Origin of the sequence: Paenibacillus sp. Leaf72, assembly GCF_001422685.1 — a bacterium.
Taxonomy (GTDB): domain Bacteria; phylum Bacillota; class Bacilli; order Paenibacillales; family Paenibacillaceae; genus Pristimantibacillus.
The window spans coordinates 431,866-452,394 of record NZ_LMLV01000030.1 but is presented as its reverse complement, the minus strand read 5'-3'; the positions used below and the strand labels follow the sequence as shown (position 1 = coordinate 452,394).

General features: G+C 48.9%; 18 protein-coding genes. 7 read left to right on the top strand and 11 right to left on the bottom strand.

Annotated features, from left to right (window positions below):
* Positions 1-103 precede the first annotated feature (103 nt).
* Entirely contained in the window at positions 104-757 is a 654-nt protein-coding gene (locus ASF12_RS23240) for a FusB/FusC family EF-G-binding protein (protein ID WP_056040004.1), read from the top strand.
* Positions 758-933: 176 nt separating this feature from the next.
* Here ASF12_RS23240 and ASF12_RS23235 read toward each other — a convergent pair whose 3' ends face one another.
* From ASF12_RS23235 to ASF12_RS23215, 5 genes are all read right to left on the bottom strand, one after another.
* Positions 934-2,286 (bottom strand): alpha-L-fucosidase, encoded by a 1,353-nt coding sequence (locus ASF12_RS23235; protein ID WP_081418976.1) that lies wholly within the window; start codon positions 2,284-2,286, stop codon positions 934-936.
* Positions 2,287-2,363: 77 nt separating this feature from the next.
* Positions 2,364-3,206 (bottom strand): AraC family transcriptional regulator, encoded by an 843-nt coding sequence (locus tag ASF12_RS23230; protein WP_056040002.1) that lies wholly within the window; start codon positions 3,204-3,206, stop codon positions 2,364-2,366.
* Positions 3,207-3,280: 74 nt separating this feature from the next.
* Positions 3,281-4,102: a carbohydrate ABC transporter permease gene (locus ASF12_RS23225; protein ID WP_056040001.1), complete on the bottom strand. Its 822-nt coding sequence runs from the start codon at positions 4,100-4,102 to the stop codon at positions 3,281-3,283.
* The gene (locus ASF12_RS23220) at positions 4,099-4,974 is read right to left on the bottom strand and encodes a carbohydrate ABC transporter permease (RefSeq protein ID WP_056039999.1); all 876 of its coding nucleotides are present in this window, start codon (positions 4,972-4,974) and stop codon (positions 4,099-4,101) included. The genes ASF12_RS23225 and ASF12_RS23220 overlap by 4 nt, the downstream gene beginning before the upstream one ends.
* Positions 4,975-5,028: 54 nt before the next feature.
* Positions 5,029-6,435, bottom strand: coding sequence for an ABC transporter substrate-binding protein (locus tag ASF12_RS23215; protein ID WP_056039997.1), 1,407 nt, complete (start codon positions 6,433-6,435; stop codon positions 5,029-5,031).
* 184 nt (positions 6,436-6,619) lie between these two features.
* Here ASF12_RS23215 and ASF12_RS23210 point away from each other — a divergent pair, with 184 nt between their 5' ends.
* Positions 6,620-8,551, top strand: coding sequence for a cache domain-containing sensor histidine kinase (locus ASF12_RS23210; RefSeq protein WP_056039994.1), 1,932 nt, complete (start codon positions 6,620-6,622; stop codon positions 8,549-8,551).
* Between the two features lie 24 nt (positions 8,552-8,575).
* A complete protein-coding gene (locus tag ASF12_RS23205) occupies positions 8,576-9,334 on the top strand; it encodes a response regulator transcription factor (protein ID WP_056039992.1) in 759 nt (252 codons plus the stop codon).
* Between the two features lie 83 nt (positions 9,335-9,417).
* Here ASF12_RS23205 and ASF12_RS23200 read toward each other — a convergent pair whose 3' ends face one another.
* The 4 genes from ASF12_RS23200 to ASF12_RS35280 all read right to left on the bottom strand — a co-directional run bounded on the left by ASF12_RS23200 (position 9,418) and on the right by ASF12_RS35280 (position 14,346).
* Entirely contained in the window at positions 9,418-10,173 is a 756-nt protein-coding gene (locus ASF12_RS23200) for a tRNA threonylcarbamoyladenosine dehydratase (RefSeq protein ID WP_056039991.1), read from the bottom strand.
* A gap of 76 nt (positions 10,174-10,249) precedes the next feature.
* Positions 10,250-12,061: an aspartate--tRNA ligase gene (gene aspS / locus ASF12_RS23195; protein WP_200931661.1), complete on the bottom strand. Its 1,812-nt coding sequence runs from the start codon at positions 12,059-12,061 to the stop codon at positions 10,250-10,252.
* A gap of 84 nt (positions 12,062-12,145) precedes the next feature.
* The gene (hisS, locus tag ASF12_RS23190; RefSeq protein ID WP_056039987.1) at positions 12,146-13,396 is read right to left on the bottom strand and encodes a histidine--tRNA ligase; all 1,251 of its coding nucleotides are present in this window, start codon (positions 13,394-13,396) and stop codon (positions 12,146-12,148) included.
* A gap of 776 nt (positions 13,397-14,172) precedes the next feature.
* A complete protein-coding gene (locus ASF12_RS35280) occupies positions 14,173-14,346 on the bottom strand; it encodes a hypothetical protein (RefSeq protein ID WP_200931660.1) in 174 nt (57 codons plus the stop codon).
* A gap of 294 nt (positions 14,347-14,640) precedes the next feature.
* On the opposite strand from ASF12_RS35280, the gene ASF12_RS23185 reads away from it, so the two are divergent.
* The 4 genes from ASF12_RS23185 to ASF12_RS23170 all read left to right on the top strand — a co-directional run bounded on the left by ASF12_RS23185 (position 14,641) and on the right by ASF12_RS23170 (position 17,301).
* Positions 14,641-15,195, top strand: a complete 555-nt coding sequence (locus tag ASF12_RS23185) for a M57 family metalloprotease (RefSeq protein ID WP_056039985.1) — start codon at positions 14,641-14,643, stop codon at positions 15,193-15,195.
* Positions 15,196-15,213: 18 nt separating this feature from the next.
* Complete coding sequence (locus ASF12_RS23180) at positions 15,214-15,894, top strand: hypothetical protein (protein WP_056039983.1); 681 nt, start codon at positions 15,214-15,216, stop codon at positions 15,892-15,894.
* A 166-nt stretch (positions 15,895-16,060) separates the two neighbouring features.
* Complete coding sequence (locus ASF12_RS23175) at positions 16,061-16,651, top strand: TetR/AcrR family transcriptional regulator (protein WP_056039982.1); 591 nt, start codon at positions 16,061-16,063, stop codon at positions 16,649-16,651.
* Positions 16,648-17,301 (top strand): HXXEE domain-containing protein, encoded by a 654-nt coding sequence (locus ASF12_RS23170; RefSeq protein WP_056039980.1) that lies wholly within the window; start codon positions 16,648-16,650, stop codon positions 17,299-17,301. Before ASF12_RS23175 ends, ASF12_RS23170 begins: the two co-directional genes overlap by 4 nt.
* Before the next feature lie 149 nt (positions 17,302-17,450).
* Here the strand turns inward: ASF12_RS23170 and dtd are convergent, their stop codons facing one another.
* Positions 17,451-17,897 carry a D-aminoacyl-tRNA deacylase gene (gene dtd, locus ASF12_RS23165; protein WP_056039978.1) on the bottom strand — a complete coding sequence of 149 codons (447 nt, stop codon included), beginning with the start codon at positions 17,895-17,897 and terminating at the stop codon, positions 17,451-17,453.
* Positions 17,898-18,307: 410 nt separating this feature from the next.
* A complete protein-coding gene (locus ASF12_RS23160) occupies positions 18,308-20,488 on the bottom strand; it encodes a RelA/SpoT family protein (protein ID WP_056040147.1) in 2,181 nt (726 codons plus the stop codon).
* Positions 20,489-20,529: the final 41 nt, after the last annotated feature.

Sequence of the window (20,529 nt, the reverse complement as noted above, 5' to 3'; positions counted from 1 at the left end):
CATAACGGATACGTTATCGCCTAGCCACGCTTATGTCGTTTCTAATACTTGGCTTTGCACCTTATTTACTGCATGATCAAAACAAATAAGGGGCTGAACCTAAATGAGTAAACCATTTATTAGAAACCATCAATATAATGTGATTAAAAAACAAGCCGGCATTTTGCAGCATGCGCTTGGCACAGTTGCCGACCGTAAAATTTTGGAGTCCGTTAAATATACGACCGAATCTAAAATTATGGAAATGTTCCCGGACGCAGCCGCCGAGCAGAAGCAAATGCTTGAAGCCGTCTCGACGCTGCGGACGAAAGAGGATTTTGCCAAGTATTTGCGGGAATTGGAAGGCTATTTAACGGAGTTTCCGACCATTATGGCCAAGCAAATCCAGAAGCTTTTTCCGAAAAATAAAAAGCTCAAGCTGCCCGATCTAGCCGCTATCGACTATCGCTATGTCACTTATTTAAGCTGGATCGATATCGCGAGCAACAAGCTGTTTATCGTTTATCCGGTAAATGGTCAGTTCGTCGGCGTCGAAGGACGCTACAACCCGACGAACAAGAAAAACTATTGCTTTGTGTGCAATCGGTTTGAGGAGCTTGCTTTATTTTCAGCCATAACGAAAAAAAGGCCTGCAGGCGCATCCCCCGACTACTACAAAGCTGTTGGTAACTACATGTGCGCCAAAAGCCATGACTGCAACAACAATATTACCGATACGACCGCACTTGAAAAATTTATTGAGGCGGTAGTTGGGTAAATAGCGGAATGGTGCTGCGCTGTTTGACATGAACACAGCAGACAGTGTCCGGCCATGTAACGGCTTCAAAGCGCGTACCGATACTCAATCGGTACGCGCTTTTTGTATGAAAGCGGAATTGCAAGGGCCGCTGACGGTGAATACCTATGCAGGCATCCTGTCAGCGGCCGATGTGATTATTTTAAAAACAGTTCAATGACCGGAACGGTGACGTTCGGTTTTTTCACTGGCAGCTCCAATGTAAGCGTATCGGCAGCCCGCCCTTCGTTAAAGGCGCCCGCCTCCATCGTCATTTCCTGCTCGCCCTGGACCATCCGGATTTCCGAAGCATCATGGAGCAGCTGGGCATAGGCGATTTTGCCCGAGAAGCCGTATAGGTGCAAATGCTTGAACGGCCAGCTGAAAATATGCAAATACAGCCGATTCGTCGATGGGTTATACGTAAAACGGCAATCCTGCGGACAAGCATATTCCTCCGGCGCTGCCGTACAGCCATAGATGGAACGGTTGTGCCGCCGCATCCAGGCGCCAATTCCTTTCAAGCGCTCCACCGCGCGTTCATCGAATTCGCCTCGCCCTGTCGGCCCGACATTCAGCAGCAAATTGCCGCCTTTGCTTACCGTATCAATCATCATTTGCACGAGCATATCAATGCTTTTCCACGATTCCTCGTCGCGGTAATAGCCCCATGAGCCGCTGAACGTATGGCATGCTTCCCAGACGACACGCTGCCCGTTCACTTTAATCCACTCCCGCGGCTGATATTGCTCCGGCGTCGTAATATCTCCCGCTATTTGCAGGCGGTCATTGAGCATAATATTCGGCTGCAGCTCACGAATCATGCGGACTAGCCGCTCGCTTTGCCATGCCTCCTTGCCTTTGCCCTCAAAGTCCGCTTCGGCGGCAATGGAGAAGTCGTAGAACAGCACATCGATGTTGCCATATTCGCTTAGCAGCTCCTTCGTCTGGCCGAACAGAAACTCAACATATTGGGCAAAATCCCGCTCCTTGCTTTGCGCCAGAAACGCCTCATTATAGCGCAGCGGATGCTTCACATCGACCGTATAATGCGGATGATGCCAGTCGAGCAGCGAATAATACAAGCCCGTGCGAATATCACGCTCGCGAAAAGCGTCCAGCATCGGCCGCAGCAAATCCCGCTTGGCCGGACTATTCACCGCATTATAGGCCGTCAGCTTCGAGTCCCACAGGCAGAAGCCTTCATGATGCTTGGCGGTGACGACCATATATTTCATGCCCGCTTCCGCAGCAAGCTCAGCCCATAGCTCCGGATCATATAAATCCGGATCAAAATGCTTGAAATATTTTTCATATTGCTCATTGCTGAGAAACTCTCTGGACCGCATCCACTCATGCCTCGCGCCAAGCGAATACAGCCCCCAGTGGATGTACATGCCGAAGCGGTCATGGGAGAACCACTTTGCGCGCTGTGCGCTGTCAAGCTCTGTTTGTGAAGGCACACCCCCGCTTGCTCGTATTCCTTCTATGTTCTCCGTTCCCTTCGCCATCTTCTTACGCTCCTCCCTTAGCCGCTTATATGCCTTGTTCGCAAGCCCTGCTTGCTGTTTCTTCTTTTATCTAGCCGCTACATCGCCTGCTTCGCCACTCTGCGGAATTCCCGCGGCGAAACCTCGCTATATTGCTTGAAATGCTTGTTGAAATAATGAATGGAATTGTAGCCGCACTCAAAGGCAATGTCCGTAATCGACTTGCTCGTCGTCTTCAGCAGATGCATCGCAATTTGCAGGCGCAGTCGATGAATAAATTGATTAGGCGTGACGCCAACCGCTTGCTTGAAATGAGTATAAAAATACGTTTTCCCCCGGCCATACAATTCAATTAAATCCCGGACATCAATGTCCTCGGTAATGTGGCGCAAAATATGCTCCACTGCCGACACGACGCCTTCGTCCACCTCTGCCTGCTCGCCTTCCCCAGTCGAGCAGGCAACCGCATAGCGAAACACATGAACCAAAATATCGATAAACCGCATCAATTGCGCGGCCTCCCAGCCCGGCTCCTTCCTCACCTGCTCCTCATAGGCGGCCTTGGCAGCAGCCTGAATGCCCTTGGCATAGGCAGAACTGGCCGGAATAAGCGGACAAGCCCCCTCGGTATAGAACGGGTACAGCAGGCGATAGCCATTTGGAATCATTCGGACGATGGATGGCGAGAACAGCACCATAATCCATTCAATCGGCTTGTCTGCCTCCTGCGCCAAATTATAGTGCGGGGCATAGGGCCGAAACAGAAACACGTCCCCGGCATCACCCGTGTATTCCCGATCCAAAAGCTGAAAGCGGGACTTGTTATGCAGCAGCACATTTATTTCGAGAAAATCATGCATATGCAGCTCATGCTCTACGACACTATCGATGCGGTGCTCGATTTTCAGCTCCCTTTCCAGCTTCAGATCATGGAAAAACATAGCTCCCCCTCCTTCAGCCTCTCTTAGCCTGCTTGCCTTTTCAATCTGTCAACCGAGCCATGGCACAGCCTATATCAGCCTTTTACCGAGCCGGAGGTCATGCCGGAAATGATATATTTTTGACCGAGCAAATAGATGATGATGACCGGCAAAGTTGTCAGCACAATATCAGCGGAAACGAGGTTCCAATTCACCGAAAAACGACCGAAGAAATTATAAACGGCAAGCGTCATCGGCCACATATTCGAGTCATTCAAATAATAGAGCGGCAGTACAAAATCATTCCACGCGCCCATAAAATTCAAGATGCCGACCGTAACAATAACGGGCGTCAGCAGCGGAGCTACGATGGAGTAAAACAGGCGCAGCGGCGAGCAGCCATCAACAATGCCCGCTTCATCCAGCTCTCTTGGCACCGAGCCAACGAAGCCATAAATAAGAAAAACGCTGAAGGGAATCGACATGACGGCAAGCAAAATGACCATGCCAAGCTGCGTATTAATCAAATGGGTGAACTGCATCACCTTCGTCAATGTCACAAAATTAATCGGCATCGCAATGCCCAAAATAACGAAGAAATACATAAACCGGTTCAACCGCGACTGATTGCGGGCAAAAATATAAGCGGCAATTGCAGCGAGCGCGATGCCCAGCACCGTTGAACCGACCGCATACAGCAGGCTGTTCAAAAAAGATTGCAGCAGCTTGCCCTGCTCCACTACGATGGCGTAATTGCTCCAATGCAGCGCCTTCGGCAGCGCAATGCTCATGGAGCTTGCCCCCATCTGATCTTTCAGCGAATTGACAATGATTAAATACAGCGGTAAAAAAGTAACCAGGCTGAGCAGCCAAGCGATGCCGTTGCGCGCCAGCTTTTGAATGAACTTCGGGGTCATTGGTCACGCCCCTCCTCTCTGGCCATCAAGCGGATGACAAAATAACCGACAATCGTCATGAATAGAAAGAGCAGCGAGGACAGCGCGGTGCCAACCCCATAACGGCCCATCGAAAATTCTTTGAAAATCGCTGTATAAAGCACATCTGTTGCATAGCCCGGCCCGCCGTTCGTCAAAACGTAAACCGCCTCGAATACTTTCAGGCCATGCAGCAAGTTCAGCACTGTCGTCACGACAAGCGCCGGCATGAGCAGCGGAAGTGTCACATACTTGAATTTATGCCAGCTGTTCGCCCCGTCGATTTCAGCTGCTTCATAATAGCTTCGCGATATCGACTGCAAGCCCGCCAGCAAAATAATCATAATGTAGCCAGCGCCCTTCCACGTATCAACGCCAATAATCGATTTGAACGCCCAATTGGCGTCAACGAGCCATTTTTGCGCCATAAAATCCAGCCCCAGCCATCTGAGCGCTTCATTCAGCAGCCCCGTCGCCGGATTCAAAATCGACTTAAAGATCAGGCCGACGACGAGCATCGGCACGATCGATGGCATAAAAATCATGACCCGATGAAAGCCTTTAAGCTTGATGCCTTCATTCAGGATAAGGGCGAACAGCAGGCCAATAGCCGTTTTTAAAATAACGGTCGATGCGGTAAAATTCAACGTATTGATAATGTAGCTGACATAATTTTCACCGGACGAAAACAGCGTCTTGAAATTGTCCAATCCGATGAAAGTAATCGTATCCGAATAGCTGTTCCAATCCGTCAGCGAATAATAGAAGCCCATCAGCCCTGGTACGACGAAAAAGATAAAATAAACGCCGACTGTGCCCACAGCAAAGTAAAACGGATAAATTTTATTTCTCATGCAGCATTCATCCCCACTCACTCGTTTGTCGTCTATAGCGGTGGCAGCCGCCTCCTATTTAGCCCATGCCGGATCTTTCGCCACAACCGCCATATCGGCACGGCGCTTGTCGATGCTTTTCAGCACATCCTCCGGCTGTATCGCGTTGCCCAGCATCGCAACCAAATCTTTGCCCATATCCATCCACTGCGGGTTGACATAGTTCACGTAATCCTGAATATCCGTACCTTTTTTCGTATACGTCGCCATCAGCTTCTTCTGCTCTTCATTATATTTGTCTTTCAGCCCTGGGAAGTTCAAATTGGAAATCGTCGAATCATTGTCAAGCATGTACTGCAAGTTATCCGGCTGCGCCAAATATGCGAGGTACTGCTTCGCTTCTTCAATATGCTTCGAACCGGAATAAATAAATTTGCTTGGGCCGCCTGGATTAATGTAATAAATTTGATTGTCCGCGAGCGGAATGACAAAATAACCGAATTGATCCGCTTTGACAGTAGGGTCTGCCTTCTCGATATCGTTGACGATGCTTTGGGCCGCAAGGGTCATTGCATATTTGCCGCTCGCCATCTTCACAGCCGAATCCGCCCCTGTATCGGAAAAAGCGTTGTCGCCCATAAAACCAAGGTCATACATTTCCTTAAACTGTGTAAGAGCCAGCTTCATCGTCGGATCGTCCACAAACTTCTTCTTATTCGCATTCAAATCATCGTATAAGCCCGGCGTTACTTCATCGTAGCGCGGTCCCGGCTCGGCGAACCACAGGACATGATGCCAGCCATCGGCAATCGGCTCATACAGCGGTGTAATGCCGGCATCCAGCAGCTTCTGGGACAGCGCCTTGAACTCCTCGTATGTTTTTGGAATGGAAAGGCCATGCGCTTCAAAAATCTTTTTATTGTACGCAATAACGAAGCTGCTTCCCGTATCCCAAATCGTCTGGGCGTAAACTTTGCCGTTCAGCGTCAACTGCTCAATGCTGAGCGGGTCCTCGCGCTTCACCCATTCTTCCCCGCTCAAATCAACGGCATTTTTCTCGACGTTATAGTTGAGGCTGATTTCGCTTTTGCCGCTTTGCCCGCCAAACAGGTCGGTCGCCTCGCCAGCGTTCAGCTTTGTTTTGAGCACATTGAAATATTGATCGGAAGGAACAATTTGATAATCGATTCGAATGCCGGTCTCGGCTTCAAATTTTTTGGCGAGCTGCATTTCCGCATCCTTTATCCAGCCTTGGCTGGCCAAGTAGGTAAGCGTAATATTTTGCTTCGTCCCTCCCGTATTGCCTGTGCCGCTGTTCGCGCTGCCTGCCGGGGATGATGCATTTCCGCCAGAACCCGAATTGCCGCCCCCACAGCCCGCAACTATAATCGCAACCAAAGCAATAACCGTTAACAGCCACATCGATTTTTTCATCATATCGCTCCCCTTTAATGTTGAATGCTCAGCTGTATGCGTTTTCATTTCCTGCTTCCCCATTATAGATTTCCGATTTTTGATGTGCCATGGATAAAACAGGGGCGTTTTATGCACTTATTTTACCACTCGCCAAATAATTATGAAGCGCTTACAAAAAGTCTTTGACAAAATGCCCGCCTAGCAGCAAAATGAAAGCAACAACGGTGCGCGTGAACGGCTGGAGGTAGTGATGCTTACTAAATTCAAAACGATTCAAGCTGTTCTGTTCTCCACCTACTCTCTTATTATTTTCATCGTGTTTACCGTGCTAGTCGTATGGCTTTGCCTTTGGTCCTCTGATCTGCTCAAGCAAAATGCAACCGATTCGCTTGCCAGCATGGGCCGCTCGATGCAAGAGCATATCGATTCGGAAATTCAAAAAATGAATGATGTTTCGCTCAATGTCATGTACTCCAATTTGGTCAAAAATCATTTCAAGCGTTACACCTCAGAGCTGCCCGATCAAACACAGACGGGAGATGGTAGTGATACGGATACCGATAGGGAGAGCAATAAACAAAAGTTAGGCCTTTCCGGCGGCATGGGCAGCGGATCGTTTCCGAGCGTCTCTAAAAGCCAATCAGTTGAAAATGCCAAGGCGCTGGCTGAAATTTTGACTGCGGCTATTGGCCCTTCGCGCCCGGTGGAGCAGCTGTATTTGTATGATTTTAAAAACAAAATGTATGGCAATGGCTTTGACAATGGCGAACGCACCTACAATCCGGCGACCAAGCCTTGGTTTAAAGCGGTTGTAGCGATGCAAAATGGCAAAATCATTTCGCTGCCCGTACCCGATGAGGAAATGTCCCGTTATATTTCATCTAGCGACATGCAATATTCAGTCTCGCTGTTCCGCCAGTTTTATGACAATTACAATGATCCAACCGGCATTGTTGAAGTGAAGCAATATTACAATCGAATTTTCAGCAGCATCCTTGCTTTTACGGGGGAAAATCCTTACGGTGCGCAGGTACTCGTATACAATGACAATGGCGATATCATTTATCCCCTGCAGGCGGATAAGCAGCACTACGCGGCTTACACCAGCTTGACGGCAGGCAAAACCAATTCGCAGACGCAGGGCAAGGGCAGTTATTTGTCCTTCGTTAATCCCAATACGGGGGCAAAGGAGCTATTGTCGCTGCACCGCTCGGAGCTGACTGGCTGGAATACGCTCATTATCGTGTCCGAGAGCAAGCTGCTCGTCCCTGTATTCGCTTTCGCCAAGCAGACTGTCCTCGTCGCCTTTGTCATTTTGTTGTTTGCGATCATGCTTTCCTATGCGGCATCCAAACGGATTACGTATCCGATCTTGAAAATCCACCGTTCGATCCGCGGCATGCGGCTGGAGGATCTAGGAACCGGCAGAGTAGCCGCCCAGACGCTCGGCAGCGGGCTCAATGAACTGGACCAGCTGCATGTTTCCTTTGTGCGCATGAGCTCGCGGCTGAAGGAATCGATGGACGATTTGCTGCTGTCCCAGTCGCAGGAAATGCAGGCGAAGCTCGTTGCGCTGCAATCCCAGATGAACCCCCATTTCCTGTATAACACGCTCGCGACCATTCATGCGATGGCCGAAGAAAATATGAATGAGCAAATTGTTGCTATGACTGAAAACATGTCCGATTTTCTGCGCTATTTCTCCACAGATGCAGCCATTGTGAGCTTGCAGGATGAGCTGCTGCATACAGGCAAGTTTCTGGATATTAACCAAATTCGCTTCGGCCAGAAGCTTCACTATGAAATGGAGGTGGACGAGCGCATGCGGGAGCTGCGCATCCCTAAGCTGGTCGTGCAGCCGCTTGTTGAAAATGCGCTGAAGTTCGGGACGCAGCATGAGCCGCCATGGCAAATTCGCATTTCCGGCAAAATCGAAGGCGAGGATTGGCACCTGGAGGTGGCAGATAACGGCCCTGGCTTTTCGGAAGAAAGCTTGGCGCATTTATTTGCGCGTATTTGCGAGGTTGATGAGACGCATGTCGTACCCGTGCTCAAGCTGGGCGGCATGGGGCTGCTGAACATTTATATTCGAATGAAGCTCACATATGGAGATGCAGCTGTATTTCAGATTCACAATCGCCCCGAAGGCGGGGCGGCTATTAGAATCGGCGGCAAACTATAGCTAGGCAAAGGGAGGCATTCGCTTATGGCTCAAGCAAACGTCATTAAAGTCGTTGTTGCCGAAGACGAGGATATCATCCGAGGTACGCTGGTGCGCAAGCTCGAAGGTCTGGATGAGGCTATTCAAATTGTCGGCTCCGCCCAAGATGGCAAAGAGGCGCTCGAGCTTGTGAACCGGGAGCAGCCGGATTTGCTCATTACCGACATTCGGATGCCTGTCATGGATGGCATTGAGCTCATTCAGTCTATCCACTGCTATTATCCGCGCATGCGCAAAATCATTACGAGCGGCTTCGCTGATTTTGAATACGCACGGCAAGCGATTCAGTACAATGTCATTGAATATTTGCTGAAGCCGATTGCGACCACTGAGCTTTCGCGGGTATACAATCGCGTAAAGACGCTAATTGAGGCGGAACGGACTGATTTTAAAACCCAGATGAAAAGCCTTCAGCCAAGCGGAGCGGATACGGAGGAATTGGTGCAAATGGTGCAAAGCTTTATGCGCGAGCATTATAGCGAAGATCTCAGCCTGGAGCAAATTGCCCGCAGCTTCAATTTTACGGCGTCCTACTTGAGCAAAATTTTTATTAAGCATACGGAGGAGCCCCCTTCCCGCTACTTGATGTCGCTGCGCATCAACGAAGCGAAATATTTGCTTCGCAATCACTCCCATCTCTCCGTCAAGGAGGTCGGTGAGCAGGTCGGCTATAGCGACCAATTTTATTTCAGCCGCATCTTCAAGCAGATGACGGGCTTTACACCGAAGGAGTTTCAGAAATAAGGATCCAAACAAAAAAACCAGAGCCAATAATATGCCTAGGCATATCCGCTCTGGTTTTTTTTTGGGCTGTAAGCCGCGACTATTTATACGGTAATATCTGCCTTCGCCAGCAGATCCTGCACGACGACGCTGACCATGATCAGCCCCGCTACAGGAGGAACAAAGGCGTTGCTCGCTGGCGGCTGCTGGGCTTTGCGAATTTCCGGCGCGTTCTCGGGCACGATGCGCTGCGTCACATCTTGTCGCGGCTTCTTCGGCGTCTCCGAGGAAAATACGACCTTCACGCCTTTATTAATGCCTTCCTTGCGCAGCTTCTGGCGCACAACGCGGGCAATCGGATCGGTGTGGGTTTTGGAAATATCGACAACTTCAAATTTCGTCGGGTCCATTTTGTTAGCGGCGCCCATGCTCGAAATAATCGGGATTTTGCGCTCCAGGCACTGCTTAATCAAATGGATTTTGTACGAAATGGTATCGGAAGCGTCAATAACATAATCAATCGGGTATTCAAAAAATTTCTCATACGTCTCTTCTGTATAAAACATGCGGAGAGATACCGCGTCGCATTCCGGGTTAATGAGCTTAATGCGGTCGCGCATCAAGTCGGCCTTCGGCTCGCCAACGGTCGTCGTAAGCGCATGAATTTGGCGATTGACGTTCGTAATATCGACAACATCTTTATCGACCAAAATAATACGGCCAATGCCTGTACGGGCCAGCGCCTCTGCAGCAATGCCGCCGACGCCACCGATGCCGAGCACCGCTACCGTACTTCCTTTCATCAGCTCAAGGCCTTCCGGCCCAATTGCCAGCTCCGTGCGTGAAAATTGGTGCAGCATCTAAAATCGCCGTCCCTTCCGTTATCTATTCCAAGCAACTACATAGGAAGGCGGGCTGTTTCGTCCGCCCGCTCCATTAAGCTTGAGGTGCTTCTGGTGCTGCTCCTGCTGGGGCAGGCTGTTTCGCAGGCTTAGGCACTGTACGGATATGAAGCTGCTCCAATTGGGACAGCTCAACTTCGGACGGCGCATTGCACAGCAGATCGGTTGCGTTCGCTGTTTTCGGGAATGCAATCGTTTCACGCAGGTTTGTGCGGCCAGCCAGCAGCATGATGAGACGGTCGAAGCCGAACGCGATTCCGCCATGCGGAGGCGTACCGTATTCGAAAGCATCCAGCAGGTATCCGAAGTTCTCTTGCGCTGTTTCTAGAGATAAGCCGAGTGCAGCAAACATTTTCTCCTGTACTTCACGCTTGTAAATACGCATCGAGCCGCCGCCTACTTCATAACCGTTCAAGACGATATCATAAGCTTGAGCGCGGATTTTGCCTGGATCTGTATCAAACAGGTGCAGGTCATCCTCATGCGGACGTGTGAACGGATGATGCTCGGCTACATAACGCTGTGCATCCTCATCCCAGCCAAGCAGCGGGAAGTCTACGACCCATACGAATTTAAATTTAGTGTCGTCGATCAGACCAAGCTCGCGGCCCACTTTCAGGCGCAGGTTGCCCATGACATCAACAACGACTTTTTTCTTGTCAGCAGAAAATGTGAGCAAGTCGCCATCTTCTACTTGCAAACGCTCAGTCAGCGCCGCGATTTCCTCTGGTTTGAGGAACTTCACGATTGGACCGCGCCATTCGCCATCCTTCACCGTAATCCAAGCCAAGCCTTTACCGCCATAACGAGCAGCGAACGGCTGCAAATCGTCAAGCTCTTTACGGCTCCAGCCGCCACAGCCTTTGGCATTGAACGCCTTCACGACGCCGCCGGATGCTGCTACGCTTGCGAATACCTTCACTTCGCTTGTCGCGACAATATCGGTAATATCTTGAATTTCCATGCCGAAGCGCAGGTCAGGCTTATCGGAGCCATATTTGTTGATGGCATCTTCATACGTAATGCGCTGGAACGGAAGCGCAAGCTCCACGCCTACCGTCTCGCGGAACAATCTTGCAGCAAGCTGCTCCATCATGCCCAGCAATTGATCCTGCGACAGGAAGGACGTTTCGATATCGACTTGTGTGAACTCAGGCTGACGGTCTGCGCGAAGATCCTCATCGCGGAAGCAGCGAGCGATTTGATAATAGCGCTCAATGCCGCCGACCATTAGCAATTGCTTGAAAATTTGCGGCGATTGCGGCAGGGCAAAAAATTCGCCTTCATGCACGCGGCTCGGCACCAAATAATCGCGCGCGCCTTCTGGTGAGCTCTTAGTCAAAATTGGCGTTTCAACGTCAATAAAGCCTTCTCCATCAAGGAAGTCGCGGAAAATTTTCGCTGCTTTCGAACGGAGCAGCAATGTTTTTTGCATTTCCGGACGACGCAGGTCGAGGTAACGGTATTTCAAACGCAGCGACTCGTCAACTTCGACGCCGTCTTCGATTGGGAATGGCGGTGTTTTTGCCGCGTTCATAATTTCGATTTTTTCAACGCGCACTTCGATTTCGCCTGTTTCCAGGTTCGCGTTAACGGTTTCTGGATCACGCTCAACGACTGTTCCTTGAACAGCAAGCACGAACTCGTTGCGGGCACGGTCAGCAATCGCCAGCGCATCGCCGGAAAAATCAGGGTTAAATACTGTTTGAACGATACCTGTACGGTCGCGAAGATCAATAAACAATACGCCACCTAGGTCACGACGACGCTGTACCCAGCCGTTCAAAATGACCGTTTGTCCAATATCGCTTTTTGTTAATTTTCCACATGGATGTGTTTTCAACATAATGGTTATGCTCCTTTTATTTAAAAGATTTAGTGAACGAAGGAGCTGCGAGGAAATTAGCGGTCCTTTATTTCGTCGCAGTCTCTAAGCTTGAATCGCTGCTGCCAGCTCGCTGATGGCTACGGTGCGCTGCTCGCCGCTTTCCATATTTTTCAGCGCAATTTCGCCGCGCTCCAGCTCGTCATCGCCAAGAATGGCAGTAAAACGTGCTTTGAAGCGGTCCGCAGACTTCATCTGTGCCTTCATCTTGCGGTCCGTGTAGTCACGGTCAGCACGCAAGCCTGCTGCACGCAGCTCGTGTACGATCTTCGTCGCCTCACGCTCTGCTGCCTCGCCAAGGCTGATGACGTAAACGTCGACCTGGCTCGCTTCCTTAATGCCTTCCGTCTTCTGATGCTCAAGCAGCAAAATCGTCCGCTCCAGGCCAAGGCCAAGCCCAACGCCCGGCTGATCCGGTCCGCCAATTTCAGCAACGAGCCCATTGTAGCGCCCGCCGCCGCCAATCGTATCGATGGCACCGATGCCCTCCGCTTTATATTCAAAGGCGGTATGTGTGTAATAATCCAGTCCGCGCACCAGCTTCGAATTGACTTCGAACGGAATATTCATCGCCGTCAAATACGCTTTAACCTTTTCAAAATGCGTTGTGCATTCTTCATCCAGACTGTCCAAAATCGACGGAGCGCCTTCAAAATGCTTCTGGTCGACTTTGCAGTCCAGCACACGCAGCGGGTTGCGGTCCATCCGCGATTGGCAATCTTTGCACAGCAGCTCGCGCTTCGGTTCAAGGAAAGCAAGCAGCCGCTCGCGGAAGGCAAGCCTTACTTCCGGCGTTCCGACAGAATTGATTTCGACGCGCACCCCTTTAAGGCCAACCTCGGTATAAAACGTATAGCCCAAAGCGATAACCTCAGCATCAAGTGCCGGATTAACCGAGCCCATCGCCTCTACGCCGAATTGGTGAAACTGGCGGTAACGCCCGGCTTGCTGGCGCTCATAGCGGAACATAGGGCCGATGTAATACAGCTTCGTCAGATCAGGCTCGCCATACAGTTTATTTTCAACGAAGGCCCGAACGACCCCGGCTGTGCCCTCTGGACGAAGCGTCACGCTGCGATTGCCGCGATCCGTGAACGTATACATCTCTTTCTCCACGACGTCCGTCGTTTCGCCTACGCCGCGCTGGAACAGCTCGGTCGCTTCGAAGATCGGCGTGCGAATTTCGCGAAAATTAAAGCGGCGGCAAATTTCGCGTGCCTTCTGCTCTACGAACTGCCAGCTGTCGATTGAGCTTGGCAGCATATCCTGCGTGCCTGGTAATTTTTGAAATGCCATGTCATTTTCCTCCTAACCTGCTGCTAAAAAACGATGAGAACAAGCAAAATGGTGCGCGCCGTGCAATGACGGCAGGGTTCATTTTGCGGTGAAATATAAGCCAGTGGTAAGTATGAGACTTATAACGTCTTATATTTAAAGCAAAAAACTCCCGCCCCTGAACAGCAAATATTGCTGTCAGGGACGAGAGTATAGCTCCCGTGGTACCACCCACATTCCGAGGCAGCTGCCAGAAGGCAGAAGCTCGCTTGAAGACGGTTAACGCCCGTCACCCGCAGTACGGCTACTGAAACAATCGCTTGCCTAGAGCTTAAGCCCCAGCAGGCTAACGTTCACCGTCTGTTCTCCGGAAAGTCTGTTCATCCCGCCATTATAAGAATGCTTGCAGCCTAAGGCATTCCTCTCTGCATATATGCGCATGGATTACTTTGTTCCATCATGAAATCATTATAGTGAATGGTGCTGATGCTTCATTTTACTTGGGCGTGGTCAGAAAGTCAAGATGCGATTCAGCTCTAATCAGCCCGATTGTATAGGAACAGCGGCAAGACCGCCAGAAGGCAGAAAAAAACCTGCAATCACATTGCAGGTCCAAAAGTAAATTATATTTTAAAAAAGGGGGTCGAGGTCTATTATAGGCTTGCGATGTTAAAATAGCGTTATCGTTTGATTACAGTAACATTACAGTTTAGAAAGCGTTTTATTTCCGGCTATTTCGACCTTATTCCCGCTTTTCCGTCAGCATATGCGAGCCGCTGTTTCCACGCTGCGCTTTATTAAGTGTCCTTTAAGTCGCTTCGCTTGCCAGCAGCAGACGGAAATCCTGCCCATTCCTCTGCCGCTTCCATGTCTTCCTCCAGCTGTGACAGCCTTATCGCTTCATGCCGATCGGCATGGAGCAGCTTGCGGCTAATCCGCTCCAGCCCTTGCTCCTTGCGGGATTGATGCATGTGTTCATTCGCCTCCGGTACAAAATAAACAGGCCTCCGGCCGCGGCCAATCGCTGCCGAATGCGCTAAGCGCGCCCATTCTCTCCCCTATTGTATCCAGAAGGCATCTGACCTAATCTTCATCTTGACGCTATTGCTTGCTCTCCAATCGAGCGAAAATAAGCATTAAACCTTTCCCCTCTCATTTTTTGAAAATACATCCATAAATTGAAACATATCCTGTTTTTCGATCGTCATTATGCTACAAGCTTGAGTGATTTGCAGCAAAAAATCAAAAAAAGGGAGAAATTAAATATGCGAAAAAAATCGTTATTAACCGCCATACCCTTCATGCTACTGGCTCTTCTTTTTACGTCATCTGCGTTCGCTTATACGTTTACCGGGCACAAATGGCCCAAATCCGCCAATAATCCTTACAACGTTTATGTGAAATACGCAACTACAAATACAGCTTATAAAGCTGCGTTTGATTCAGCAGCTGCTGATTGGAATAGTGCCCAAAGCAAAATTAAATTTAATCTTTCGGCGCTCAATACTTCAACCTTAAGCAAGGTTGGCACCCAAAATGTCGATGATCCTTCGATGTTTGGCGTATGCATCACTTATGTGAGTCCGGGTACAACTTCAACTAGTTACTTTACCGCCGATATCAATATAGGAAATCCGGCTGTAGCCAATCAATCCAATACGAGAAGAAGCGCTGCAGGACATGAATTAGGCCATGCGCTCGGTCTCGGTCATACGTCACTCCTTGTAAAGGCTATTATGAACTCAAGCAGAGATCGCGAGACCATCTACACACCTCAAACCGATGATAAAAACGGCCTAAATGCGCTTTACCCACTATAAATTAAGGGAGGGTTTAAAATGACCGTAAAATTCAATTTCAGGATGCTCCTAATTGCAGGGCTATGCTTAGCACTTGTGGCTGGGGTGCTGCTATTTACAGCGAAGGAGAAGTATTCGCCCGGCACGTTTCATGTAAATTACTCTCCCGATTATGCCGTAAGCGGGGATGTTGCAGGGTTAGTTCATAATTCCGATTACGTGGTATTCGGCCACTACGAGAAGTTTATAGAAACTTGGGACATGGGGGAAAATCATCTTAGCGAAGTATATTCGTTTGTAGTGGATGAATCGTTGCTGGGCGATGCCAAGGGCACGATTAATGTCTCCATTCCGCATACCGTCTTGTTAAAACATACGTTAAACGATGTGGACTATGAAGCCACTCTCAATTTGCCCAACTACAGCAAACCTGATTTTGATAAAACGTATGTGCTGTTTTTGAAAAAAGCACAGACGAAAGATGTATTCGGCCCGTCTTCCGTACCTTTTCAAGTAGAAGTGGATTCTGCTGGCAACGTTGCATTGAAAGTGAATACAGAAAACAAAGAACTGGCTTTAACGACTAAACAGAGTGGCACAATTCATTTTCAGACTGAGCAGATCGAACTAGCCCATATCGATAAAATAACCGGTTTAACTAAAGAAGGATTATTTGCAGAAATTAAAGCACAAGTCGCCGCGAGGGCGGAAAGCAAGTAGAGGTCGGTGTTGCATAGAAGCCCTTCACTTACTCGTTATTGCGAGTGTGCGGGGCTTATTTTAGTTGACATGTAGAATAAATATAGCGTAATCTAAACACAGATTAAAACATCGATTTAAACAATGTTTGAATTTTGATTTTAATTTTTATTTTATGGAGGAGACCATGACAAAAGAGAAAATTTTCGAAATCGCTATAGCACTTATCAAGTCGGAGGGCATCAAAGGAATTACTACGCGCAAAATAGCCGATCTAGCGGGCACCAATGTCGCGTCTGTCAATTATCATTTTGGTTCAAAGGACAAATTAATCAATGAAGTATTAAGAAGGCATCTTGAGTCATTTCATGTTACTTTCAATCTGTTGGATGATACGGAGGCTCCTCCGCTTGAACGACTAAAAAATTTTTTGCTGGCGTATTCGTCATTATTGCTGGCACACCCAGAACTAGCTAAAAGCCTCCTTTCCCAAGAGCAGCTATTTGAATCACACAATCAATTTATGGAGTTCATGAAAAGCCAGGGTATTGAGAAGCTAATCCGTACTGTAAGCGAGATCGTTGGACTATCCGACCAGGAGAGAATTATGCCCATCATTATTCAAATGTTTGCGGCAATTTTCTTCCCGACCGTCATAAAAAGCAATGCTAATCCAACGTTAACCGCAGCTATGTTAAAGACAGAGCAGTCCATCGAGCAGCAAGTTGATTTATTTTTGGAGCTTTACTTTTACAAATTTAGAGGAAAGGAATCATGAAGTTTTTCAGAAGACATTGGTATAACGTCGGGTTAGTTATCGCGCTTGCTTCGATTGTTTATTTGATTTTTGCTTGGAACGACATGGGAATTTTACAAAAAGTATTATTCATGAATTTTATCGTTATTTTGCTCCATCAATTTGAGGAATATGGTTGGCCTGGCGGTGAACCCGCAATTCTGAACATGGTATTAAAATCCAGCCCTATGCCCAGCCATTATCCTCTTAATCAAAATACGGCAATGGTTACAAATGTACTCGTAAGCTACGTATTCTATTTGCTGCCCATCTTTTTTCCTGAGACGATTTGGCTTGGTTTGCCACCGATTTTATTTGGTTTAGCGCAGTTTGTTGTCCATGGAATCGTGATTCCTAAGAAGCTAGGTCAATTTTACAATCCTGGAATGGCTGCGGCTGTGTTGGGGCATATTCCTTTGGCTTTTTATTATCTCTATCATATCCACTCAACTGGTGTTGTTACAGCAAGGGACTGGCTCTTTGCAATTCTTTACTTGGCCCTGTTCATAGTAGTCATCATGAGCAAAATGACCTTTACATGGCTTGCCGACAAAGCATCTCCTTACCCTTTCGATAATGAGGAAATGAAAAAATTCAATGTTGAAGAAAAGCTTGCCCGTCTTAAAAAATAAACCAGCAATGGCCCATTTCATAGCTAATTTGAAGGACGTAAAAAAGCAGCCGAATATGTTGGCTGCCTTTTTTTTGTCTAGGAACTGACTGGATAAGTTTCTTATATGTACGCCATACCAAGTGAAATTCGGCTGGCGGTTCTATGGATCTATTCCTTGCTGTTCAAAATCAAGGTAAAAGGACCCCAATTGACGAGCGACACGTCCATCATAGCGCCAAAACGCCCCGTCTCCACTTGCAGCCCGTGCTGCTGGCGAAGATAGGCATTAAACTGCTCGTAGAGCGGCTCCGCTTGCTCTGGGCGGGCAGCAGCCATAAAGTTCGGTCTCCGGCCTTTGCGGCTGTCTCCATACAGCGTAAACTGCGATACCGACAAAATAGCGCCACCCTTATCGACGATGGATAAATTCATTTTTCCGGCCTCATCCTCAAAAATGCGCAGGCCCGCGATTTTATCGGCCATCCATTTGATGTCGGCTTCCGTATCTTCATGGGTAATCCCAACGAGCAGTACATATCCAAAGTTGATTGCCCCTGTTACTTCTCCTTCGACGGTCACGCTCGCCTGCTTGCTTCTCTGAATAACAACCTTCATGCTTTCCATCCTCTCTCTAAAAAAGAAGAAGGCGGCAAAATACGCCGCCATCTCTATGCTAATGCTTCCGACTATGCTATTGCTTCCCACTTAGTTTATCGAGCGTAATAAATGTTTTCCCGTTTAACTGCCCTATTAAGATTTAATCAGGGCAGGGGGTTCATGACTTTGTATTTTTAGCTTGTTGCCTACTGGCAAATAGCTAAACTTGCTTTTAAAACCTTTTCGGGGAAAAGGAGGGGGGAGTGGAGTGAAAGGTTTGGGATTGAGGAGCGGAGCGTTCGCTTTTGCTCCTGAATTTCTACCGTGCAACGGTAAATTCGATGAAATTCAGGAGCAATGGCGACCGAAACCCAAACCTTTCACGCAGCGTCCCCCCGCCCTTCCCCACCAAGGCTTTTACAGCAAACTCAGTTATTCATAATCCTTTGGACGGAATAAATATCCTGTACCCGTTTAATCTTCTCCACCACAGAAGAGAGATGCTCAACGTTCTTAATCAGCACAGTCATATGAATCATGACCATTTTATTTTTCACGGAACGACCGGTCACTGCAGAAATATTCGTCTTGCTGCCAGATACGACCTGCAGCACTTCATTGAGCAGACCATTGCGGTCATGGCCGGTAATTTCAATATCGACGCTGTAATTGGCCTCGACCGATTCTTCCCACTCCACCTCTATGACGCGATCAGCTTCCTCACCGTCCATGCCGAACGGAATGTTCTGGCAATCCATTCGATGCACCGAGACGCCGCGGCCACGCGTAATGTAGCCAATGATAGCATCGCCTGGCACCGGATTGCAGCAGCGGGCGAAGCGAACGAGCAAATTGTCGATGCCTCGTACCGTTACGCCATGGTGTTGGCGATTTTTACGGCTGCCTCCCGATTTCGCATCTTTATCCGTACCGAGCTCAATCGTATTGTTTTTCTCGGCTTCCTTGCGCAGCTTCTCCGTTAGACGGGTACAAATCTGCGCAGCGGTCACGCCGCCAAAGTTAACGCCGGACAGCATATCCTCCACATCGTTAAAGGAGAACTTCGACGCAACCTCCTGCAGCTTGTCCTCGGTCAGCCAAGCCGAAGGCTCCAGACCAAGGCGCTTGAGCTCACGCTCGACAGCCTCGCGGCCCTTCGCCACATTTTCCTCGCGCTGCTCCTTCTTGAACCACTGCCTGATTTTGCTGCGGGCATGCGACGATTGTGCAATTTTCACCCAATCCTGGCTCGGTCCGTATGAATGCTTAGAGGTGAGAATTTCAATAATATCACCGGTTTTGAGCTTATGGTCAAGCGGCACAATACGGCCGTTCACCTTGGCGCCAATCGTGCGATTGCCAACCTCCGTGTGAATGCGGTAAGCAAAATCCAGCGGTACAGAGCCGGCTGGCAGCTCAATGACTTCACCGCTCGGCGTAAATACAAAGACGAGATCCGAGAAGAAATCCATTTTCAGCGATTCCATAAACTCCGATGCGTCGCGAGCGTCATTTTGCAGCTCCAATATTTCGCGGAACCAAGACATTTTATCTTCAAAGTTGCGGTTTGGCACGACCGTGCCTTCCTTGTACGCCCAATGCGCCGCAATCCCGTATTCTGAAGTACGATGCATATCCCATGTCCGAATTTGCACTTCGGTCGGCTCGCCATTGGGCCCTACAACCGTCGTATGCAGCGACTGGTACATATTCGCCTTCGGCATCGCGATATAATCCTTGAACCGTCCTGGCATCGGCTTCCACAGCGTGTGGATAATGCCGAGCGTCGCATAACAATCCTTAATGTTCTCAACGATGATCCGAATCGCCATCAGATCATAAATTTCATTAAACTGCTTGTTGCGGTCGGTCATCTTTTTGTAAATGCTGTACAAATGCTTCGGGCGCCCGGAAATATCGCCTTCAATGCCCATCTCGCCAAGCTTCTCTTCAATGCGGTCAATGACATCGGCAATAAACTGCTCGCGCTCCGCCCGTTTTTTCTTCATCAAGTTGGCGATGCGATAATATTGCTGCGGATTCAAATACCGAAGCGCAATATCCTCCATCTCCCACTTAATCGCGGAAATACCGAGCCGATGCGCAATGGGGCAAAAAATTTCCAGCGTCTCATACGCGATGCGCCGCTGCGCCTCCTCCGACTGGAATTTCAGCGTCCGCATATTATGCAGGCGATCGGCGAGCTTAATCAAAATAACGCGGATATCCTGCGCCATCGCCACAAACATTTTCCGATAATTTTCGTTTTGCTGTTCTTCCTTGGAACGAAAACGGATTTTCTCCAGCTTCGTCAGTCCGTCAACCAGCATTGCGCAGGTTTCGCCGAATTTCGCCCGTACCGTCTCCAAATCGACTGTCGTATCTTCAACCACATCATGCAGCAAAGCTGTAATAATGGACAGCACATCCATCTGCATATCCACCAATATATCTGCTACAGCAATCGGATGTAAAATGTAAGGTTCGCCTGATTTCCGCACTTGTCCATGATGAGCCTGATCTGCAAAATGATAGGCTTCCCTTATGCGTAATAAGTCCTGTTCCTTCATATAGGCCGATGCCTTTTCAATTAACTGCTCTATGCCCATGAACATCCCTTTCCGAAATGAGCCCTGCTTCGGCTCCCCTT